The organism is Bradyrhizobium ivorense, assembly GCF_900696085.1.
Classification (GTDB): domain Bacteria; phylum Pseudomonadota; class Alphaproteobacteria; order Rhizobiales; family Xanthobacteraceae; genus Bradyrhizobium; species Bradyrhizobium ivorense.
Genome location: NZ_CAADFC020000028.1, coordinates 694,229 through 712,292, shown reverse-complemented (window position 1 = coordinate 712,292; position 18,064 = coordinate 694,229). Strand labels below are relative to the sequence as shown.

General features: G+C 66.5%; 18 protein-coding genes. 7 read left to right on the top strand and 11 right to left on the bottom strand.

What is annotated here, in order from left to right; genetic code table 11:
- Positions 1-95 precede the first annotated feature (95 nt).
- The gene (locus CI41S_RS34470; protein ID WP_139863452.1) at positions 96-572 is read right to left on the bottom strand and encodes a MarR family winged helix-turn-helix transcriptional regulator; all 477 of its coding nucleotides are present in this window, start codon (positions 570-572) and stop codon (positions 96-98) included.
- Between the two features lie 98 nt (positions 573-670).
- On the opposite strand from CI41S_RS34470, the gene CI41S_RS34465 reads away from it, so the two are divergent.
- Positions 671-1,039 carry an antibiotic biosynthesis monooxygenase family protein gene (locus CI41S_RS34465; RefSeq protein WP_139863451.1) on the top strand — a complete coding sequence of 123 codons (369 nt, stop codon included), beginning with the start codon at positions 671-673 and terminating at the stop codon, positions 1,037-1,039.
- A gap of 269 nt (positions 1,040-1,308) precedes the next feature.
- Here CI41S_RS34465 and groL read toward each other — a convergent pair whose 3' ends face one another.
- Both groL and CI41S_RS34455 read right to left on the bottom strand, forming a co-directional pair.
- A complete protein-coding gene (groL, locus tag CI41S_RS34460; protein ID WP_139863450.1) occupies positions 1,309-2,952 on the bottom strand; it encodes a chaperonin GroEL in 1,644 nt (547 codons plus the stop codon).
- Between the two features lie 216 nt (positions 2,953-3,168).
- Positions 3,169-3,465, bottom strand: coding sequence for a co-chaperone GroES (locus CI41S_RS34455; RefSeq protein WP_139480663.1), 297 nt, complete (start codon positions 3,463-3,465; stop codon positions 3,169-3,171).
- A 334-nt stretch (positions 3,466-3,799) separates the two neighbouring features.
- On the opposite strand from CI41S_RS34455, the gene CI41S_RS34450 reads away from it, so the two are divergent.
- Positions 3,800-4,315, top strand: coding sequence for a hypothetical protein (locus CI41S_RS34450; RefSeq protein WP_172628296.1), 516 nt, complete (start codon positions 3,800-3,802; stop codon positions 4,313-4,315).
- Positions 4,316-4,669: 354 nt separating this feature from the next.
- Here the strand turns inward: CI41S_RS34450 and CI41S_RS34445 are convergent, their stop codons facing one another.
- Positions 4,670-5,458, bottom strand: coding sequence for a protein phosphatase CheZ (locus CI41S_RS34445; protein WP_139480660.1), 789 nt, complete (start codon positions 5,456-5,458; stop codon positions 4,670-4,672).
- Between the two features lie 310 nt (positions 5,459-5,768).
- Here CI41S_RS34445 and CI41S_RS34440 point away from each other — a divergent pair, with 310 nt between their 5' ends.
- A complete protein-coding gene (locus CI41S_RS34440; RefSeq protein WP_139480659.1) occupies positions 5,769-6,569 on the top strand; it encodes a L,D-transpeptidase in 801 nt (266 codons plus the stop codon).
- A gap of 153 nt (positions 6,570-6,722) precedes the next feature.
- Here CI41S_RS34440 and CI41S_RS34435 read toward each other — a convergent pair whose 3' ends face one another.
- From CI41S_RS34435 to CI41S_RS34410, 6 genes are all read right to left on the bottom strand, one after another.
- The gene (locus CI41S_RS34435) at positions 6,723-7,601 is read right to left on the bottom strand and encodes a DUF2076 domain-containing protein (RefSeq protein WP_139863448.1); all 879 of its coding nucleotides are present in this window, start codon (positions 7,599-7,601) and stop codon (positions 6,723-6,725) included.
- A 131-nt stretch (positions 7,602-7,732) separates the two neighbouring features.
- Positions 7,733-8,575: a ChbG/HpnK family deacetylase gene (locus tag CI41S_RS34430; RefSeq protein ID WP_139863447.1), complete on the bottom strand. Its 843-nt coding sequence runs from the start codon at positions 8,573-8,575 to the stop codon at positions 7,733-7,735.
- Positions 8,572-9,618, bottom strand: coding sequence for a glycosyltransferase family 2 protein (locus tag CI41S_RS34425; protein WP_139863446.1), 1,047 nt, complete (start codon positions 9,616-9,618; stop codon positions 8,572-8,574). Before CI41S_RS34425 ends, CI41S_RS34430 begins: the two co-directional genes overlap by 4 nt.
- Before the next feature lie 77 nt (positions 9,619-9,695).
- Positions 9,696-10,673, bottom strand: coding sequence for an ATP phosphoribosyltransferase (gene hisG / locus CI41S_RS34420; RefSeq protein ID WP_139863445.1), 978 nt, complete (start codon positions 10,671-10,673; stop codon positions 9,696-9,698).
- Positions 10,670-11,839 carry an ATP phosphoribosyltransferase regulatory subunit gene (locus CI41S_RS34415; RefSeq protein ID WP_139863444.1) on the bottom strand — a complete coding sequence of 390 codons (1,170 nt, stop codon included), beginning with the start codon at positions 11,837-11,839 and terminating at the stop codon, positions 10,670-10,672. The genes hisG and CI41S_RS34415 overlap by 4 nt, the downstream gene beginning before the upstream one ends.
- Before the next feature lie 335 nt (positions 11,840-12,174).
- Complete coding sequence (locus CI41S_RS34410) at positions 12,175-12,921, bottom strand: 16S rRNA (uracil(1498)-N(3))-methyltransferase (protein ID WP_139863443.1); 747 nt, start codon at positions 12,919-12,921, stop codon at positions 12,175-12,177.
- Between the two features lie 207 nt (positions 12,922-13,128).
- Here CI41S_RS34410 and CI41S_RS34405 point away from each other — a divergent pair, with 207 nt between their 5' ends.
- Both CI41S_RS34405 and ubiA read left to right on the top strand, forming a co-directional pair.
- The gene (locus CI41S_RS34405; protein ID WP_139863442.1) at positions 13,129-13,914 is read left to right on the top strand and encodes a hypothetical protein; all 786 of its coding nucleotides are present in this window, start codon (positions 13,129-13,131) and stop codon (positions 13,912-13,914) included.
- 10 nt (positions 13,915-13,924) lie between these two features.
- On the top strand, positions 13,925-14,857 hold the full coding sequence (gene ubiA / locus CI41S_RS34400; RefSeq protein ID WP_139480651.1) for a 4-hydroxybenzoate octaprenyltransferase: 933 nt from the start codon (positions 13,925-13,927) through the stop codon (positions 14,855-14,857).
- A 203-nt stretch (positions 14,858-15,060) separates the two neighbouring features.
- Here the strand turns inward: ubiA and CI41S_RS34395 are convergent, their stop codons facing one another.
- On the bottom strand, positions 15,061-15,585 hold the full coding sequence (locus tag CI41S_RS34395) for a DUF6101 family protein (protein WP_139863441.1): 525 nt from the start codon (positions 15,583-15,585) through the stop codon (positions 15,061-15,063).
- Between the two features lie 274 nt (positions 15,586-15,859).
- Between CI41S_RS34395 and CI41S_RS34390 the strand changes: the two genes are divergently transcribed.
- Complete coding sequence (locus tag CI41S_RS34390; RefSeq protein ID WP_172628295.1) at positions 15,860-17,227, top strand: TldD/PmbA family protein; 1,368 nt, start codon at positions 15,860-15,862, stop codon at positions 17,225-17,227.
- A complete protein-coding gene (locus CI41S_RS34385; RefSeq protein WP_139863439.1) occupies positions 17,214-18,023 on the top strand; it encodes a 3'(2'),5'-bisphosphate nucleotidase CysQ in 810 nt (269 codons plus the stop codon). Before CI41S_RS34390 ends, CI41S_RS34385 begins: the two co-directional genes overlap by 14 nt.
- The last annotated feature ends 41 nt before the right edge of the window (positions 18,024-18,064 follow it).

Sequence of the window (18,064 nt, the reverse complement as noted above, 5' to 3'; positions counted from 1 at the left end):
GATTGACGATGGTAAGGACTTCGTTTGCGAGGCCGGGAAAATTTGAGTCATTCCCGCCGGCGCAGCGCGAGGTCGTGGCTTCGCGCCGCCGTTGGTCATGCCCGTGCGTCAGGTTCCACGCTGCTTTCCAGCTTCTCGCGCAGCGCGGCGACGATGCGGCCCATGGTTTCGATGTCCTTGACCGCGAGCCCCTCCGACAACCCGTTCACCCAAGGCGACTGCAATCGCATGGCGGCGTCAAACGCCTGCCGTCCCTTGTCGGTCAGCACGACGAGCTGCGCGCGGCGGTGATGCGGGTTGGTCTCGAAGCTGACGAGTCCGTCGCGGTCCAGATCGTTGACGATCCGCTGCACGTTCTGGCGGTTGGCGCCGAGGTCGCGCGCCAGCCAGGCGACGGGCTGCGGGCGTTCGGCGGCGACGATGGCGCCGAGGATCTGCCAGCGCGCGCTGGTCAGCCCGAGCCCGGCCACCAGACGGTCGCCGGCGGTGAACAGCAGGCTGTTGAGCCGGAACAGGTCGAGAATCAGGTCGCTCAGGGCATCGCCCGCCGGGGTGCGCTTGGTCTGTGGCATTTGTCACCATAAGAGTTAATTGACATCATAATGTCAATATTGCTATGTATCCATCGTAACGGAATGACCTCATAGCACCAAACTGGATGGAGTTCACCATGCCCCAGATGCGCCCCCTGGATCCTGCATTCCCGATCGAGCGTCAGCTTGCGGTCGATGCCGCCGCCGTCGTGCTCGTCAACCTGTTCACGCTCGATGCGGCCGACGAGGAGACCTTCCTCAAGGCCTGGCAGGACGACGCCGCGATCATGAAGCGGCAGCCGGGCTTCATCTCGACCCAATTGCATCGCGCGCTCGGCGACAGCCCGGCCTATCTGAACTACGCGGTCTGGGAATCCACCGCGGCCTTCCGCACAGCCTTCGCCAATCCCGAGTTCCGCGCAAAACTCTCGGCCTATCCGGCCTCGGCGGTGGCCTCGCCGCATCTGTTCCAGAAGGTCGCGGTGCCGGGCGTCTGCGTGGCGTAGAGCGTGACAACAGCGCGATGGCGTTGTGCTCTCTCTCACCGTTCTTACGGGGAGAGGGTCGGGGTGAGGGGCCGTCTCCGCATAGATGGTGATAGTCGCGCTCGCGGAGACTCCCCCTCACCCGGAACGCATCTAGCGATGCGTTCCGACCTCTCCCCGCACGCGGGGCGAGGTGAAGCGGAGCCTGCTGCCCGACCGCGATGCCCCACCGAAAAAAGAAGGCCGCCCGGAGGCGGCCTTCGATCTCGGTAGCGATGCGCGGTCGGGGCTCAGAAGCCGCCCATGCCGCCCATCCCACCCATGCCGCCGCCCGGCATCGCCGGGGCCGCGTCCTTCGGCACTTCGGCGACCATGGCTTCGGTGGTCACCAGGAGGCCGGCCACCGAGGAGGCGTCCTGCAGCGCGGTGCGCACCACCTTGGCGGGGTCGATGATGCCCTTGTCGACCATGTCGACATAGTCCTCGGTCTGGGCGTCGAAGCCAAAGGTCTCCGACTTGTTCTCGAGGATCTTGCCGACCACGATCGAGCCCTCGACGCCGGCGTTCTCCGAGATCTGACGGACCGGAGCTTCCAGCGCCTTGAGCACGATGTTGATGCCGGCCTGGACGTCGGCATTGTCGTTGGAGAGACGGCCGACCGCCTTCTTGGCGCGCAGCAGCGCCACGCCGCCGCCGGGCACGATGCCTTCCTGCACCGCGGCGCGGGTCGCGTTCAGCGCGTCCTCGACACGGTCCTTCTTCTCCTTGACCTCGATCTCGGTCGCACCGCCGACCTTGATCACGGCAACGCCGCCGGCGAGCTTGGCGAGGCGCTCCTGCAGTTTCTCACGGTCGTAGTCCGAGGTGGTTTCCTCGATCTGCGCCTTGATCTGGCCGACGCGGGCATCGATGTCCTTCTTCTTGCCGGCGCCCTTGACGATCGTGGTGTTCTCCTTGTCGATCACGATCTTGCCGGCGCGGCCGAGCATGTTCACCGTGACGCTTTCGAGCTTCATGCCGAGCTCGTCGGAGATCAGCTGGCCGCCGGTCAGGATCGCGATGTCCTCCAGCATCGCCTTGCGGCGATCGCCGAAGCCCGGCGCCTTGACGGCGGCGACCTTGAGCCCGCCGCGCAGGCGGTTGACCACCAGCGTCGCCAGCGCCTCGCCCTCGACGTCCTCGGCGAGGATCAGCAGCGGACGGCCGGACTGCACCACGGCTTCCAGCACCGGCAGCATCGCCTGCAGGCCGGACAGCTTCTTCTCGTGCAGCAGGATGTAGGCATCCTCGAGCTCGGCGGTCATCTTCTCGGCGTTGGTGATGAAGTACGGCGACAGATAGCCGCGGTCGAACTTCATGCCTTCGACGATGTCGACCTCGGTATCGAGCGACTTGTTCTCCTCGACCGTGATCACGCCCTCATTGCCGACCTTCTGCATCGCCTGCGCGATCATCTTGCCGATCGCGGCGTCGCCATTGGCCGAGATGGTGCCGACCTGGGCGACCTCGGAGGAGGCGGCGACCGGCTTGGCGCGCTTTTCGAGATCCTTGATCACGGCCGATACCGCGATGTCGATGCCGCGCTTGAGGTCCATCGGGTTCATGCCGGCGGCGACCGCCTTGCCGCCCTCGCGGACGATGGCCTGCGCCAGCACGGTCGCGGTGGTGGTGCCGTCACCGGCGGTGTCGTTGGTCTTGGAAGCGACCTCGCGCAGCATCTGCGCGCCCATGTTCTCGAACTTGTCCTCGAGCTCGATCTCCTTGGCGACGGTGACGCCGTCCTTGGTGATGCGCGGGGCGCCAAAGCTCTTCTCGATGACGACGTTGCGGCCCTTGGGGCCGAGCGTCACCTTGACGGCATTGGCGAGCACGTCGACGCCGCGCAGCATGCGCTCGCGGGCCTCTCCGGCGAATTTCACGTCCTTGGCAGCCATTGAATTTTACTCCTGAATGATTGGTGGCGGTCGCCGGTTCTTCACTTGTCATCGCCGGGCTAAAGCACGAAGTGCGTCTTCGTACAAAGTGACCCGGCAATCCATCGCTCCTGCAAGACTCTTCCGAAGCTTGATGGATGCCCGGGTCGTCGGCTTGAAGACGCGCTTCGCGCTTACGCCCGGGCATGACGGCACGAATTGTGGGAGAGGGCGCGCTTACGCCAGCACGCCCATGATGTCGGACTCCTTCATGATCAGGAGTTCCTGGCCGTCGAGCTTGACCTCGGTGCCCGACCATTTGCCAAACAGCACGCGGTCGCCGACCTTGAGATCGATCGGGATCAGCTTGCCGGCCTCGTCGCGGCCACCCGGGCCGACAGCGACGATTTCACCCTGGGAGGGCTTTTCCTTGGCGGTGTCCGGAATGATGATGCCGCCCTTGGACTTCTCCTCGGCATCGATACGCTTGACCACGACGCGGTCATGCAGCGGGCGGAAGGTGGATTTAGCCATGGCGTTTCCTCTGTTGAGGTCCTCTTGGAGGCTCGGTTTCAGGTCCGGTTCATCGCGACCGGCGCTGAATGCCGGTCCGGGTCGGCGCCGGTGCGGGAACGCCGACGTCCTTAGCAATCGCGGTGCGAGAGTGCTAATAGCGCGCCGGGAATATGGCTTGGCGCGGTTTCTGTCAAGCAATGGGGTTAAGGCCTTCTTGAGGCCAATATAGGATGGTGGACCGGAAACCAATTCGTAGCGATGCTGTCACTTTGCCGGGACGTCATTGCTCCGCTTTACGTTTTACGCTTGGCTGCAGGACGGGTGCGGCCGGGATCAAGTTCGGGGGATGCAGATGATCAGGTCATTCAACGCGCGATTGGTCGCACGGTTCGCGGCCATTCCGGCGCTGACGCTATTCCTGGGGGCGTGCAGCAGCATGAGCCTGCCGTCGTTCTCGTCGAACGAGCCGCCGCCGACGGAGCCGGGCGTGGCCCCGGAGATGCCCGCGACGATCCGCGCCGACGAGATCGTCGGCCGCTGGGGCCTCGCCTCATTCCAGAATCCGGCCGATCGTCCGCGCACCGAAAAGGCCGCGCGCGACCAGTGCAAGCAGCCCTACGTGATCGGCGCCGGCCAGTCCGGCGGCGTCATCATGCACCTGGCCGATCAGGCCACCCCGCAGGAACTGCGGCTGAAGGGCTCGCCGAGCGGCAAGAACTATATCGGCCCGCCCGGCCCGACGCCCGGCGAGCAGGACCGCGAGATCGTCTCGTTCGACGGCCGCGTCCTGATCACCCGCTTCGTCGACAAGGACGCCGGCGTCCGCTACGGCAACATGGTCTACGTCCGCTGCGCGCCAAGGGCGTAAGCGGCGGGGAGTAGCTCCTCCATTCACTAGTGCGGCATCGGTAGTGCACCTCTCCCCTTGTGGGAGAGGTCGGATTGCATCGCAGATGCAATCCGGGTGAGGGGTATCTCTCCACGAGTCCCCTCTCAATTCTGAGTCCGCGGAGAGATACCCCTCATCCGGCGCTTCGCGCCACCTTCTCCCACAAGGGGAGAAGGGAAGGGGCCGTCATTGCGAGCGGAGCGAAGCAATCCATACTTCCGCAGCGCCGCTATGGATTGCGTCGCTTCGCTCGCAATGACGGGTGGATAGACTATCGCGCACAAACAAAAACGCCGGCCCGAGGGCCGGCGTTTTGCGTCTCTCTGCAAGACCTCAATTGAACATCGCGTCGATGTCGTCCTGCGAGGCATGGCCGGCGTCGCCGTCGAGCTTCGGGCCGTTGAGCAGGCGGGCGTCGCCCTCGCGGGTGTCGACGATCGGCGGGGTGTGCGCCTTGATGGCGTCGACGCCGCCCCAGATCTCCATCATCTCGTTGATGTGCTGCTCGATGAATTTCATCGTCTGCATCACCTTGTTGATGCGCTGGCCGGTGAGGTCCTGGAAGTTGCAGGCTTCGAAGATCGAGACCACGCGCTCCTGGATGTCCTCGCTGAGCCGCTTCTGCTGATCCGGCGTGACGTTGTTCGACAGCGCGGACGCGGCCTGGTCGATCGCTTCCGCCGCCTCGAGGATCTGCTGGGTGGCCTGTTCGGTGCCGCCGACCACGGCGCCGAGCTCGCCATTGACCTTGGCCATCTCCTCGCCGTTAAAGCTCTTGCCGTGCAGCACGGCAATCTCGCGCTTGGTGCGGCTGATCGCGTCGTGGATCAAATCGAGCTCGACCTTGAGCTTCTCGCACTGCTCGACCTGGGCGCGGTAGGTGTCGAGCATCGCATGCATCTCGGCGACCTCGCGCGCCACGATGGCGCCGGCGCTCTCGGTGACGGCGACGGCGCCCTGGGCCGGCGCGGCGGCCATCTGGGCGCGGATCGAGCGCAGCTCGGCCATGATCTCGCGGTGCATCGGCCCGAGGTCGACGCCGCCCGTGGCTTCCGGCTCCGGCATCGCCACATCGCCCATGATCGCCTGCTCGACACGAAAACGCTTGCGCTTGACTGACATGATTACATTCCCACCCCTTTAATCCGCCCGTTCTAGACAGAGGCGATTTAACGTGAGGTTCACGCGGGAACAGATTGCGCGCACAGCGTGACGCGCGGCGAACACCCGCGGTTAACCATGTTGTCTCGACATTTATTCAAAATAAACGCTGTCCGGCAAAACCGCGTGCGCTTGGCGGGATGGTGAATCGAAACGCGGCTTCTGTTTACCAAACCGATGCGGTTTTCACTGCTTATTGACCACGTGCAGCGGCGCAGGGTCTCAGCGCCGTCGCGAAACAGGTCACGACGAAACAGTACAGAGTACGTCGATGTTCAGGAAAACCACGCTTGCGCTGCTTGCCGGCGCGTCTTCGCTTATTGCCGCTCCGCATCACGCCATGGCGATCGATGCGGCGCCGCTCTCCGAGCCCACCGTGCTCTACGCGCCGCAGCCGCAGATGCGCACGGCCTATGTGCAGCCGCAACGCTCCAGCAACATGGGCGGCGGCCTCATCGAATTCCTGTTCGGCGACGCGCCGTCGTCGCAGGGCTACGCGCCGCAGCAGCCGGTGTATCAGCAACAGCCAGGCTATTACGGCCGGCAGTCGCTGCCGCCGATGGATCCACAGCAGCAGATGCTGCGCCAGCAGGAAGAGGCGGCGGTCGATCCGCGCGAGCGCCCGTTCGATCCGAGATATGAAAAGCAGACCGTCGAGTATCACGGCAAGGAAGGCGCCGGCACCATCGTGGTCGATACGCCGAACAAGTTCCTCTATCTGGTGCAGGGCGACGGCCGCGCGCTGCGCTACGGCATCGGCGTCGGCCGGCCCGGCTTCACCTGGGCTGGCACCAAGACGATCTCGGCCAAGAAGGAATGGCCGGCCTGGACCCCGCCGCCGGAAATGCTGGCGCGCCGTCCCGATCTGCCGCGGCATATGGAGGGCGGTCCGGAAAATCCGCTCGGCGCCCGCGCGATGTATTTGGGATCCTCGCTCTACCGCATCCACGGCTCCAACGAGCCCTGGACCATCGGCACCAACGTCTCCTCCGGCTGCATCCGGATGCGCAACGAGGACGTCATCGACCTCTACGGCCGCGTCAATGTCGGCGCCAAGGTCGTGGTGATGTGAAATTTGTAGCCCGGATGGAGCGCAGCGAAATCCGGGAGCAGTCTCACCGCGGATAGGCTTTCCCGGATTGCGCTTCGCTTCATCCGGGCTACGGGTCAAACAAAAACGGCCGCTCTCATCGAGCGGCCGTTGTCGTTTTACGCGATCTGCGCCTTACGCGTAATCGCTGTCGTTGCCGCCGCCATCGAACCCGCCGTCGTCGTCATTGTCGAAGTCGTCGGAATCGTGGTCGTTGTTGTTGTAATCGTCGTTGCGGTTGTCATCGTTGTTGCGGTCGTTCGACGCCTGGTCGAACAGGCCGGCACGCGAACCTGAATCATTGCCGCGGCCGGACGAGCCGATGTCGCTGATGCCGGCGTCACGCGCGAGATCGCTCGATGACTGGTCGCCGCCCCACGGGCGCGAACCGCCACCGAGCCCGCCGGCGTCGGAGAACGCCTGGTGGTTGCCGCCGCCCATCAGGCCGCGGATGCTGCTCATCAGCATCGAGCCGCCGACCACACCCGCCGCAGCTGCCGCCGCCGTGCCGAGGAACGAGCCGCCACCGCCGCCGAACGCCGGCTGCTGCGGAGCGCCATATTGCTGGCCGTAGGGCTGAGGGGGTTGGCCGTACGGCTGCGGCGGCTGGCCATAGCCGCCGGCCTGCTGCATCGCCTGGCCCGAGTTCCAGACCGGGCGGCCGCCCTGATCACGGCCCATGTCCGGGGCGCGCACCGGTGGCACCGAACCGTGCGGCTGTCCCTGTGACTGGCCGAAGATCGCGTCGCGCATCGAATCGAGGAAACCGCCGGACTGCTGCTGCCCGCCCTGCTGCTGGGCGACTGCGGCCTCCAGCTCCTGGATGCGGTCGTGCGCGCGCTTGAGCGCCTCGTCCTGCACCAGCGCCGTCTGCACCAGCGCGTAAACCGCATTCGGCGCACTGCGCAGGCCTTGCATGATCGCGGACATAGCCTCGTTGTCGCGCGGGGCATTCTCCAGCTTGGCGAGCCGGTCGAAGAGATCGTCGATCAGTTGGCGTTCTTGCGGATTCATGGCGTTCTCCTTCGCGTCGAAACGAATCGGCGCGTTCGGGATGTAGGGCCGGCTTTGTGGCGCAAGGAGTGGGCGGCCGGATTAAATTTTATCTATGCGACAAAACGACCGGACGATTTATTTGAACCAATTCAGCCCAGTGTAACATTGTTCAGGGCGAGCAAAGCGGGGAAATCGTCGCTCGCCAGATAGCCATGTTCCTTCTCCCGCTGGGTGGTCAGCGGATCGAGACTCCGAAGCGTCTCGTCGACGAAGCCGGGGTGGCACATCACCAGACCCCCCTCCGGCAGGCCATTGAGGAACTGGGCCATCAGCGGTCCGAAATCGGGCTCGGTGGTGAAGTCATAGGCGCCGGCGAAGGTCGGGTTGAAGCGCAGGCCGAGCCGCGCCGCCTTGCTGCGGAATTGCGTGCTAAGCACGTCGAGCACCAGCGTCTTCAATCCGGTGATGCGCTGCGTGAGCGGCAGGTTGAGCCCGCCCTGGCGCACCCACGCCTCCGGCGCGCGCTGCTTCACCGCGCGCAAAAAGCCGTCGCGCACCTGCGGGAACAGCTGCGCGTGCTGGTGGCCGTCGACATAATCCGGCACGCGGCCGAATAGCTCGCGAAACGCATCGAGCTGCGCCAGCACCTCGGCATGCACCAGCTCGGCGTCGAGCCGCCGCAGCATCCCCGCGCGCAGCAGCTTTTGGAACGGCAGAAACATGTCGCCGTCGAGCGGGCGGAAATGCAGCGTCAGCGGCCGGAACGGCGCGGTCAGCGTCACATGCAGGCCGATCGCGCAGCGCGGGTTTTTCGCCACCGCAGCCTGCAGCGCAGCCGCTGCGTCACGGCCGATCGCCGGCGTCACCATCATGACGGAGGTCGCGTTGAGGCGGCCGCGCTCGATCAAATCGAGAATGGCGCGGTTGACGCCGTCGCTCAGTCCGTAGTCGTCGGCACACAGCCAGATCCGGCGCGGCGCGGTGTCATTCATTCGGCGGCGGTCCGCTCGCTGGCGCTTTGCGCCGCGCCGCCGTCGGCGTGTTTCTCGGTGTGCTCGGCGACGAAGTAGATCGGCCGCGCCTTCAGCTCGGACAGGATCTTGCCGATATATTCGCCGACGATGCCGATCATGATCAGCTGCACGCCGCCGATCGTCATCAGGCCGACCACCAGCGACGGATAGCCGGGGACCTGCTTGCCGGTGGTCCAGACTTCCCAGAGAATCGAAAGGCCGAACAGGAAGGCGACGCCGGCGAGCAGCACGCCGAGCAGGCTGGCGAAGCGCAGCGGCGCCACCGAGAACGAGGTCAGGCCCTCGATCGACAGGCCGATCAGCCGTCCGGCGTTGAAGGTGGTGACGCCATGTGCGCGCGGCGCCGGCTCGTAGTCGACGCGGATCTGCTTGAAGCCGATCCAGCTTGCCAGCCCCTTGAAGAAGCGGTTGCGCTCCGGCAGCTGCCGCAGGGCGGCGGCAGCGCGCGGCGACAGCAGGCGGAAGTCGCCGGCATCCTCCGGAATCTTTTGCCGCGCGCCCCAGTTGATCAGCGCATAGAAGCTGCGCACCGCAAGCCGCCGCGCCGCCGATTCATTGTCGCGGTTGGCCTTCGCGGTATAGACCACGTCGTAACCGTCATCGATCCAGTGCGCCACCAGCCGCTCCACCAGCGTCGGCGGATGCTGGCCGTCGCCGTCCATGAACAGCACGGCGCCGCGGCGGGCATGGTCGAGGCCGGCCATCAGCGCCGCCTCCTTGCCGAAATTGCGCGACAGCGACACCACCTGGACGTCGAGCGTGTCGGCGGGCAGGCCGCGCGCGACCGCGAGCGTGTTGTCGGCGCTGCCGTCGTCGACATAGACCACCTCGCAGGCGAGGCCGTAGCGGGCCTGCAGCGTCTTGGCGAGCCCGATGAGCCGCTCGTGCAGCGCCGACAGCCCGGCGCCCTCGTTGTAGACGGGCACGACGATGGACAGGCCCTGCGCGGCGGCGGTCCTCGTGGTTGTGGTCAGGCTGGAAACGTCAGAGCCCAGCGTCATCGATCGGGTTCCAGAAACACATCAAGACAATATGGTACCGTCGGCCGGCTGTCGCCAAGATGAACGAACCTGCGGCCTCATTGTCGCAGGAACGCCTCGAGCCTGGCGAACAGCGGGTTCTCGCGGTCGAACACGTAGTCGAGCGACACCACCGACACCGTATCGGCGCCGTGGTCGCGCAGGAAGCTGCCGAGCGCGTACAGCTTGCCCGGTGGGCAGTGCAGCGTAAGCATGCCGGACGAGGTCGGCCCGCCGAACGGGGCGACCACGCCAAAGCGCTGATGCGCCTCCGCCAGCAGCGCGTCGTTGCAGCCGGCAAAGCGGGTACGGACCTCGCGGTACTTGCTGGCCCGCGCCCGCGCCGCGATGTGGTCGAGGATGACGCGCGCGGTCTCGCGGTGGCTGGTCGACCAGTCGGCATCGCGCGACGCGACGAGATTGGCCTGGCTGCGCAGCATCACGCCGTCGTCGAGCACCTTCAGCCCGTTGGCGGCGAGTGTCGCCCCGGTCGTGGTGATGTCGACGATCAATTCGGCGGTGCCGGCCGCCGGCGCGCCCTCGGTGGCGCCGGCGCTCTCGACGATGCGGTAGTCGCCGACGCCGTGGCGCGCGAAGAAGCTGCGGGTCAAATTGATGTATTTGGTCGCGACCCGCATGCGGTGATTGTGCTGCTCGCGGAAGCCGCTGGCGACGTCGTCGAGGTCGGCCATGGTGCGAACATCGATCCAGGCCTGCGGCACCGCGACCACGACATTGGCGTGGCCGAAGCCGAGGCCGTCGATCATCAGCACGCGCTTGTCGGCATCCGGAATGCTCTCGCGCACCAGGTCCTCGCCGGTGACGCCGAGATGCACTGCGCCGCGCGCCAGATTGGCCGCGATCTCGCTCGCCGAGAGGTAGGCGATCTCGACATTGTCGACGCCGGCGATGATGCCGCGATAGTCGCGCACGCCGCCGGCCTTCGACAGCGTCAGCCCGGCCCGGGCGAAGAAGCTTTCCGCGTTTTCCTGCAGGCGTCCCTTCGACGGGACGGCGACGACGAACGGGGTGCTCATGCGGCGCCTCCCCGCGAGGTCGCCTTGCCGTGCCGGGTCAGCGCCTCGATCCAGACCGAGAAGCCGACGGCGGGAATCGGGCTCGTCGCGCCGAGCTGCGTCATCAGCCCGTCATAGCGGCCGCCGGCGACCAGCGGCTCGGCGCCATTGCCTTTGGCGTGCAGCTCGAATTCGAAGCCGGTGTAGTAGTCGAGGCCGCGGCCGAACGCGGTCGCGAAGCGGGTGGTGCCGGTGTCGATGCCGCGCGCGGCCATGAAGCCGACCCGGCTCTCGAACTGGTCGATCGCCGCCGAGAGATCGAGCTTGGCGTCATCGGCCAGTGCGCGCAGCTGCGCCACTGCATCGTCCGGATCGCCTGATATCGACAGGAAGCGCTTGATGATGTTGACCGCATCGCGCGGCAAGGCGCCTGCCTTCAGCGTCGACTGTTCGAGGAAGCGGTCGGCGATCTCGGCCACCGTGCGGCCGCCGACATTGGTCGTGCCGGCGATCGACATCAGGTCGGTGACCAGCGCCAGCGCTGCCTTGCGGTCGGAGCCGGCCAGCGCGGCGAGCACGCCCTCATATTCGTTGCGGCCGGGCGCGGTCGCAAGCGTCAGCCGCTCGATATCGTCGGTCAGCGAGACCTTGCGGTTGAAATCCTTGATCAGGCGGCGCCGCCACACCGGATAGAGCCCGAGCGCGTCGATCAGGGCGTTGAACAGCGCGACGTCGCCGGTGCGGATCTCGACATCGCTGACGCTGAACGCGGTGGTCGCCTCCAGCGCCAGCGCCAGCATCTCGGCATCGGCCGCGGCGCGGTCCTGCCGTCCGAAGGATTCGATGCCGGCCTGCAAAAACTGGCTCGGCTGGCCGCCGCGATAGCGGAACACCGGGCCGAGATAGCTGAAGCCCGCCGGCTGGCCGGCGCGCGGCGAGGCGAGATAGTCGCGCGCCACCGGGATCGTCAGGTCGGGGCGCAGGCAGAGTTCCTCGCCAGTCGGATCCGTCGTCAGGTACAGGCTCTTGCGGATGTCCTCGCCGGACAGGTCGAGGAACGGCTCGGCCGGCTGCAGGATCGCCGGCTCGGACCTGAGGTAGCCGGCCTGCGCGAACGAGGCCAGCAACGCATCCGCCCACCCGGAGGCGGATCCGGCGGCGGATCGAGTGGCAGCAGCGTCGGTCATCTCAAAAGTCCAGCAAGGTCCAAAAGGCGCGGAATTCGGGTTCCGCCGCCGGTTCCAGGGTCGATTGGCGCAGGCTCTACCACGGCCGAAGCAGGCTTTCGATAGCGATCGGCCAGATGGCTTAATGATTGCGTGCGTTAACGATTTTACGACAGCTTGGCTAGGGGTGGGGTCGCCCCTTGTTTCCCGTCATCCCCGCGCAAAGGCTCCGCCTTTGTCGCTGGAGGTGCGAGCCCTTGCGAGCCTCGAAGGATGCACGGCCCGGATGGTGGCCGATTCATCCTTCGAGGCTCGCAAGGGCTCGCACCTCCGGATGACGGGGATGGAGTGCTGAGCTACGCGCCCCGCCAATCTCCGAGCGCGGCCTGCACCAGTGCCAGCGCCGCCACCGCGGCGGTATCCGCCCGCAAAATGCGTGGGCCGAGCGCGAGGCGGAGAATGCTCGGCTGCCGCAGCAGCAGCGCGCGTTCCTCCTCGGCAAAGCCGCCTTCGGGGCCGATCAGGACATCGATGCCGCCACTCGCCGCTGCCGTCTGCAGCGCCTGCACCGGGCTCGCGACCTCGGCGGCCTCGTCGCAGAACACCAAAAGTCGAGACGGCGCGCGGCCGGTGAGGAACTTGTCGAGCGAAACGGGATCGGCGACCTCGGCGAGCGAGATGATGCCGCACTGCTCGGCCGCCTCGATCACGTTGGCGCGCATCCGCTCGCCATTGACCCGCGACACCTGGGTGAAGCGCGTCAGCACCGGCACCAGCTTTGCCGCGCCCATCTCGACCGCTTTCTGCACCATGTAGTCGAGCCGGGCATGCTTCAGCGGCGCGAAGGCGTAGGTGATGTCGGGGAGGCGATCCTGCGCGCGGGTTTGCGTGGTGATCGCAAGCGTGTCGGCCCGCTTGCGGCCGGAAATCTCCGCCCGCCATTCGCCGTCGCGGCCATTGAACGCCAGCACGGTGTCGCCGGCCGCGAGCCGCAGCACGTTGCCGAGATAGTTGCTCTGGTTGCGGTCGAGCTCGACCGTCGCGCCGGCGCTCAAGGGTGCGTCGACGAACAGCCGCGGGCTGCGAAAATCCAGTTCAGGCATATTTGATCGTCCATTTTACCGCCGTTCGTAGCCTAAAGGCTTAGAATCGGGGAACAATTTAATGTGGCCGGTGTGGCCCAACGCCGCGCTGTCGCCCAAATCCACGGGTTGTTAAGGCGGCGCAGGAATCGTAAATACACCCCTCAATTCGTCGCTTTGTTTTGTTGCGCTGGGGTTGCCTGGACCTTTGCCGGAGAACCACCCTCGATGATCCGCCGCCTGATCGTGCTGACCGTTGCTGCGACCGCCTTGTCCGTGGGACAGGCCGCGGCGCAAGGCGCTTTTCCGGCGCCGCTGCCCGGTCAGACCGGCACCGTCAACGACCCGGCATTTCCGCCGGTGAACGGCGCGCCGGCAAAGCGGGCCGCATCCGACTCGCCGTTTCCGCCGGTCAACGGGGCGCCTGCACTGCGGCCGAGCACTCCGCCCGACTCGGCGTTCCCGCCGGTCAATGGCGCGCCCGCGGCCAGGGTGGGTGCCTCGCCGGCAGCATTTCCGAGCGGTGGTGCCGCCCCGATCGCCGGCGGCGGCGGCGGGTTTGCCGCGCCGCCTCCGCCCGGAGGCGGGGCAGGTGGCCCGTCCGACGCCTGCATGAAGAACTTCGTTCCGCTGCGCGAGGAGGCCGAGAAGCGCGGCAAGGCGATCAAGACCGCGAGCGACAAGCATGCCAGCGCCGCCGAGGCCTGCAAGCTGATCGGCAATTACGGCAAGGCCGAGCTCAACATGATCAAGTATGTCGAGGCCAACGCGGCGAAGTGCGGAATCCCGCCGCAGATCGCCGATCAGCTGAAGGCCGGCCACAAGAACACCGAAGGCCTGCTGAAGCGGGTCTGCGGCGCCGCCGAGCAGCAGGCCCAGGCGCAGTCGCGCGGCCCCGCCGGTCCGTCGCTGAGCGACGTGCTGGGTTCGTCCGCCTCGTTGCCGGAGGCGACGCCGACCAAGAAGGGCGGCAGCACCTTCGATACGCTGAACGGCAACGTTCTCACGCGATGACCCGTGGCACATGAGTGACGTAACCGCCCGCGTTGCCGACTCCACAGGCAACTGGGTGGATACGCACGCGCCGGTCTGGACCCGGCCGTATCTGCGGCTGGCGCGGGCCGACCGCTCGATCGGCTCGTGGCTGCTGCTGATGCCGTGCTGGTGGTCGGCGGCGCTCGCCGCCGGCGTCGCCCACGATGTCAGGCCGCTGCCGTTGGTGGTGCTGTTGTTCTTCATCGGCGCCTTCGTGATGCGCGGCGCCGGCTGCACCTGGAACGACATCACCGATCGCGATCTCGACGACAAGGTCGAGCGCACCCGGTCGCGGCCGATCCCGGCCGGGCAGGTGACGGTGAAGCAGGCGCTGGTGTTCATGCTGCTGCAGGCGCTGATCGGTCTTGCCGTGCTCTTGCAGTTCAACCGCTTTGCGATTCTCACCGGCATCGCCTCGCTCGCGATCGTCGCGGTCTATCCGTTCATGAAGCGCATCACCTGGTGGCCGCAGGTCGTGCTCGGCCTCGCCTTCTCCTACGGCGCGCTGATGGGATTCGCGGTGACCTTCGGGCGGATCGACCTTACCGCGGTCGTGCTCTACGCCGGGTCGATCGCCTGGGTGATCGGCTACGACACCATCTACGCCCACCAGGACGCCGAGGACGACGCGCTGATCGGCGTCAAGTCCACCGCGCGGCTGTTCGGCGAACGCACCCATCGGGCGCTGGCCGTGCTCTATGGCCTCGCCGTGCTCTTGATCGGCGTGGCGCTCGCGCTCGCCGGCGCCGGCTGGCCCGCCTGGCTCGGCCTCGCCGCGTTTGCGCTGCATCTCGCCTTGCAGATCAGGAGGCTCGACATCAAGGATGGCGCGCTCTGCCTGCGCATCTTCTGGTCCAACCGCGAAGCCGGCCTGCTGCTGTTCGCCGGCCTCGTCGTCGACGCCGTGCTGCGCGCGATGTGATCACTCTCGTCATTCCGAGGCTCGCGAGGCAGCGCTCGACCAAACCATCCCCGTCATCCTGAGGTGCGAGCCTCTTCGGCGAGCCTCGAAGGATGAATCGGCCCGGCTGGTGGCCGTCGATCCTTCGAGGCTCGCAAGAGCTCGCACCTCCGGCGACAAAGGCGAAGCCTTTGCGCGGGGATGACGGGACCAACAGCGGCGATTCAATCCCGCGCGATGATCTCGCGCTCGCCGCGATGGATGCTGGCTTCGTTGAGGCGAAAGCCGGCGCGGCGGCGGACCAGGAATTTGGGGCGGCGGGCGCGGATCGCGTTACGGCGGCGACGGCGCGGGCCCGCTTCGGCCGGCGCCGGCTCGGTCAGTTGCGGCAGCTGAAAGATCTCGCTCCACATCTGCCAGGCTGCGGCGATCTCGTCGGCATCCGAACTCGTGCCGAGCGGAATCGAGAGCGAGGGATCGCGATGCACCAGCACCAGCATCTGCGCGTCGTCGATGCCGCGCACCGCAACGCCGAGGAAATCGCTGACGCGGACATTGACCGCCATCCGCATGCCGAGAACGGCGCGGCGCAGCACGACATGTTCGCGATGCAGTTCGACCTGCCGCATCCCGCCATCCGCGCGCGCGTCCTGGGCGTGGAAGGAGAGCGGAAGAGAAAGAGGGTCGAGCCGCAGTGCACGGCTCGACCCGGCGGAATTGATTCCGCTTGTTGGTGTTTGACGCCTCACGCCTTTGTCTCCCCGCCGGGATTATGTTCCCGGTCGATGCGTGAGACCTTAGCCGACGCCTGGCCGTTTCGACTTAAAAAGCCTGGTTAACCCGATCTGACTCGCCGCCATGATTGACAAGAGGTTGGCTCGCATGATTGACGAAGCCTTGCACGGACCGCTCAAATCTTTGTTGTCCGGCGCCGCAAAGCGCTTGAAATCCCTGTGAATCCGGCACATCTGGAGGGTTCGTGACCTGGTCCCGCCCCGCCGTCCAATCCGCAGGAAATCGTTCGTGAACCCTTCACCATCTGCCGATCTGTTCGACCAATCCGCCCTCAGCGATCTCGCGCAGCGCCTGGTCGACGCCGCCCGCCGCGCCGGCGCCGATGCGGCCGATGCGGTCGCGGTGCGCGGCGTCTCGCAGGGCGTCGAGGTGCGCGACGGCCGCGTCGAGGAAACCGAACGTTCCGAAGGTGACGACGTCGGGTTGCGCGTGTTTGTCGGCCAGCGCCAGGCGGTGGTGTCGACCAATGATGTCAGCGGCGACGGCATCGCAAAGCTCGCCGAGCGCGCGGTGGCGATGGCGCGCGTTGCGCCCGACGACAAATATGTCGGCCTCGCCGATCCGGCGCTGCATGCGCATGATTTCCCCGACCTCGATCTGCTCGACCGCAATGTTCCCTCGACCGCCGAGCTCGAGCGGCGCGCGATGGAGGCGGAGGCCGCGGCGCGCGCGGTCGCGGGCGTCAGCAAGTCGGGCGGCGCGTCGGCCTCGACCGGAATCGGCGGCATGGTGCTGGTCACCTCGACCGGATTCCACGGCTCCTATCTGCGCTCCAGCCATTCGATCTCGACCACCGCGATCTCGGGCGAAGGCACCGCGATGGAGCGCGACTATGATTTCAGCAGCGCGCTGCATGCCTCCGATCTCGAGTCGCCCGCATCCGTCGGCCGCAAGGCCGCCGAGCGCGCGGTGGCGCGGGCCAATCCGCGCAAGGTCGAGACCTGCAAGGTGCCCGTGGTGTACGATCCGCGGGTCGCGGGCTCGATCATCGGCCATCTGGTCGGCGCCATCAACGGCGCCTCGATCGCGCGCAAGACCTCGTTCCTGAAGGACAAGCTCGGCGAGCAGCTGTTCTCCAAGGATATAAGGATCATCGACGATCCGCTGCGGGTGCGCGGCCTGCGCTCGCAGACCTTCGATGCCGAGGGCGTCAAGGTGCGCAAGCAGGCGCTGATCGATGCCGGTGTGCTGACCAGCTGGATTCTGGACTCCGCGACCGCGCGCGAGCTCGGCCTCGTCACCACCGGCAACGCGCATCGCGGCGTGTCGTCCTCGCCGTCGCCTGGATCCTACAATCTGCATCTCGAGCCGGGTGCGCTGACGCCGAAAGAGCTGATATCCGACATCAGGCAGGGTTTTTACGTCACCGACCTGATCGGCTCCGGCGTCAACGGCGTGACCGGCGATTACAGCCGCGGCGCGTCCGGCTTCTGGATCGAGAACGGCGAGATCACCTATCCGGTCAGCGAGGTCACCATCGCCGGCCATCTGCTGCCGATGTTCAAGTCGCTGGTCGCGGCCAACGACCTGGAATTCCGCTACAGCGTCAACGCACCGACGCTGCGCATCGAGGGCCTGACGCTTGGCGGACGCTGATACGGACGACTGGACCAGGGCGCGCGACGCGGCATTGCTGACCAGGACGGTGCAGGAGGCGGGCCGGCTCGCCTTCTCGCTGTTCCGCACCGAGCTGAAGAACTGGATCAAGGGTGCGTCCTCGCCGGTCTCCGAGGCCGACATCGCGGTCAACGACCTCCTGGAGCAGCGGCTGCGCTCGGCGACGCCGGATTACGGCTGGCTGTCGGAGGAAAGCGCCGACGATGCGGCGCGGCTTGGCAAGCGGCTGACCTGGATCGTCGACCCGATCGACGGTACCCGCGCCTATCTCGCCGGCCGCGAGGATTGGTGCGTCAGTGTGGCGCTGGTTGAACGCGCTTCGCCGATACTCGCGGCGGTCTATGCGCCGGCGACCGGCGAATACTTTTTTGCCGCGCGCGGCCAGGGCGCCACCCTCAACGACACCGCCGTGCATGCAACCACAGGTTCTGATCTCAGTTTTCCGCGCATGGCGGGACCCAAGCCGCTGGTGCAGCGGCTCAGTCCGGGCCGTGAGGAAATCGAGTTGCATCCGCGGATCGGATCGCTCGCCTTGCGGCTGTGCCGGGTAGCCCAAGGTCGTCTTGACGCGGCGTTTGCGGGCGGGCAAAGCCGCGACTGGGATCTTGCCGCGGCGAATTTGATCGTGCAGGAAGCGGATGGTAGGATGACTGCGCTCTCGGGGGACACGATTGAATACAATCGCCGCGAGGTGACGCATGGGATGCTGGTGGCAGCGGGACGCGATCGTCATGCACGCATTGTCGAGCATTTTCGCAAGCATCCATTGCCGTGAGGCCCGGCCGATCCGCGATCCCCATGCAACGAACCACTTTA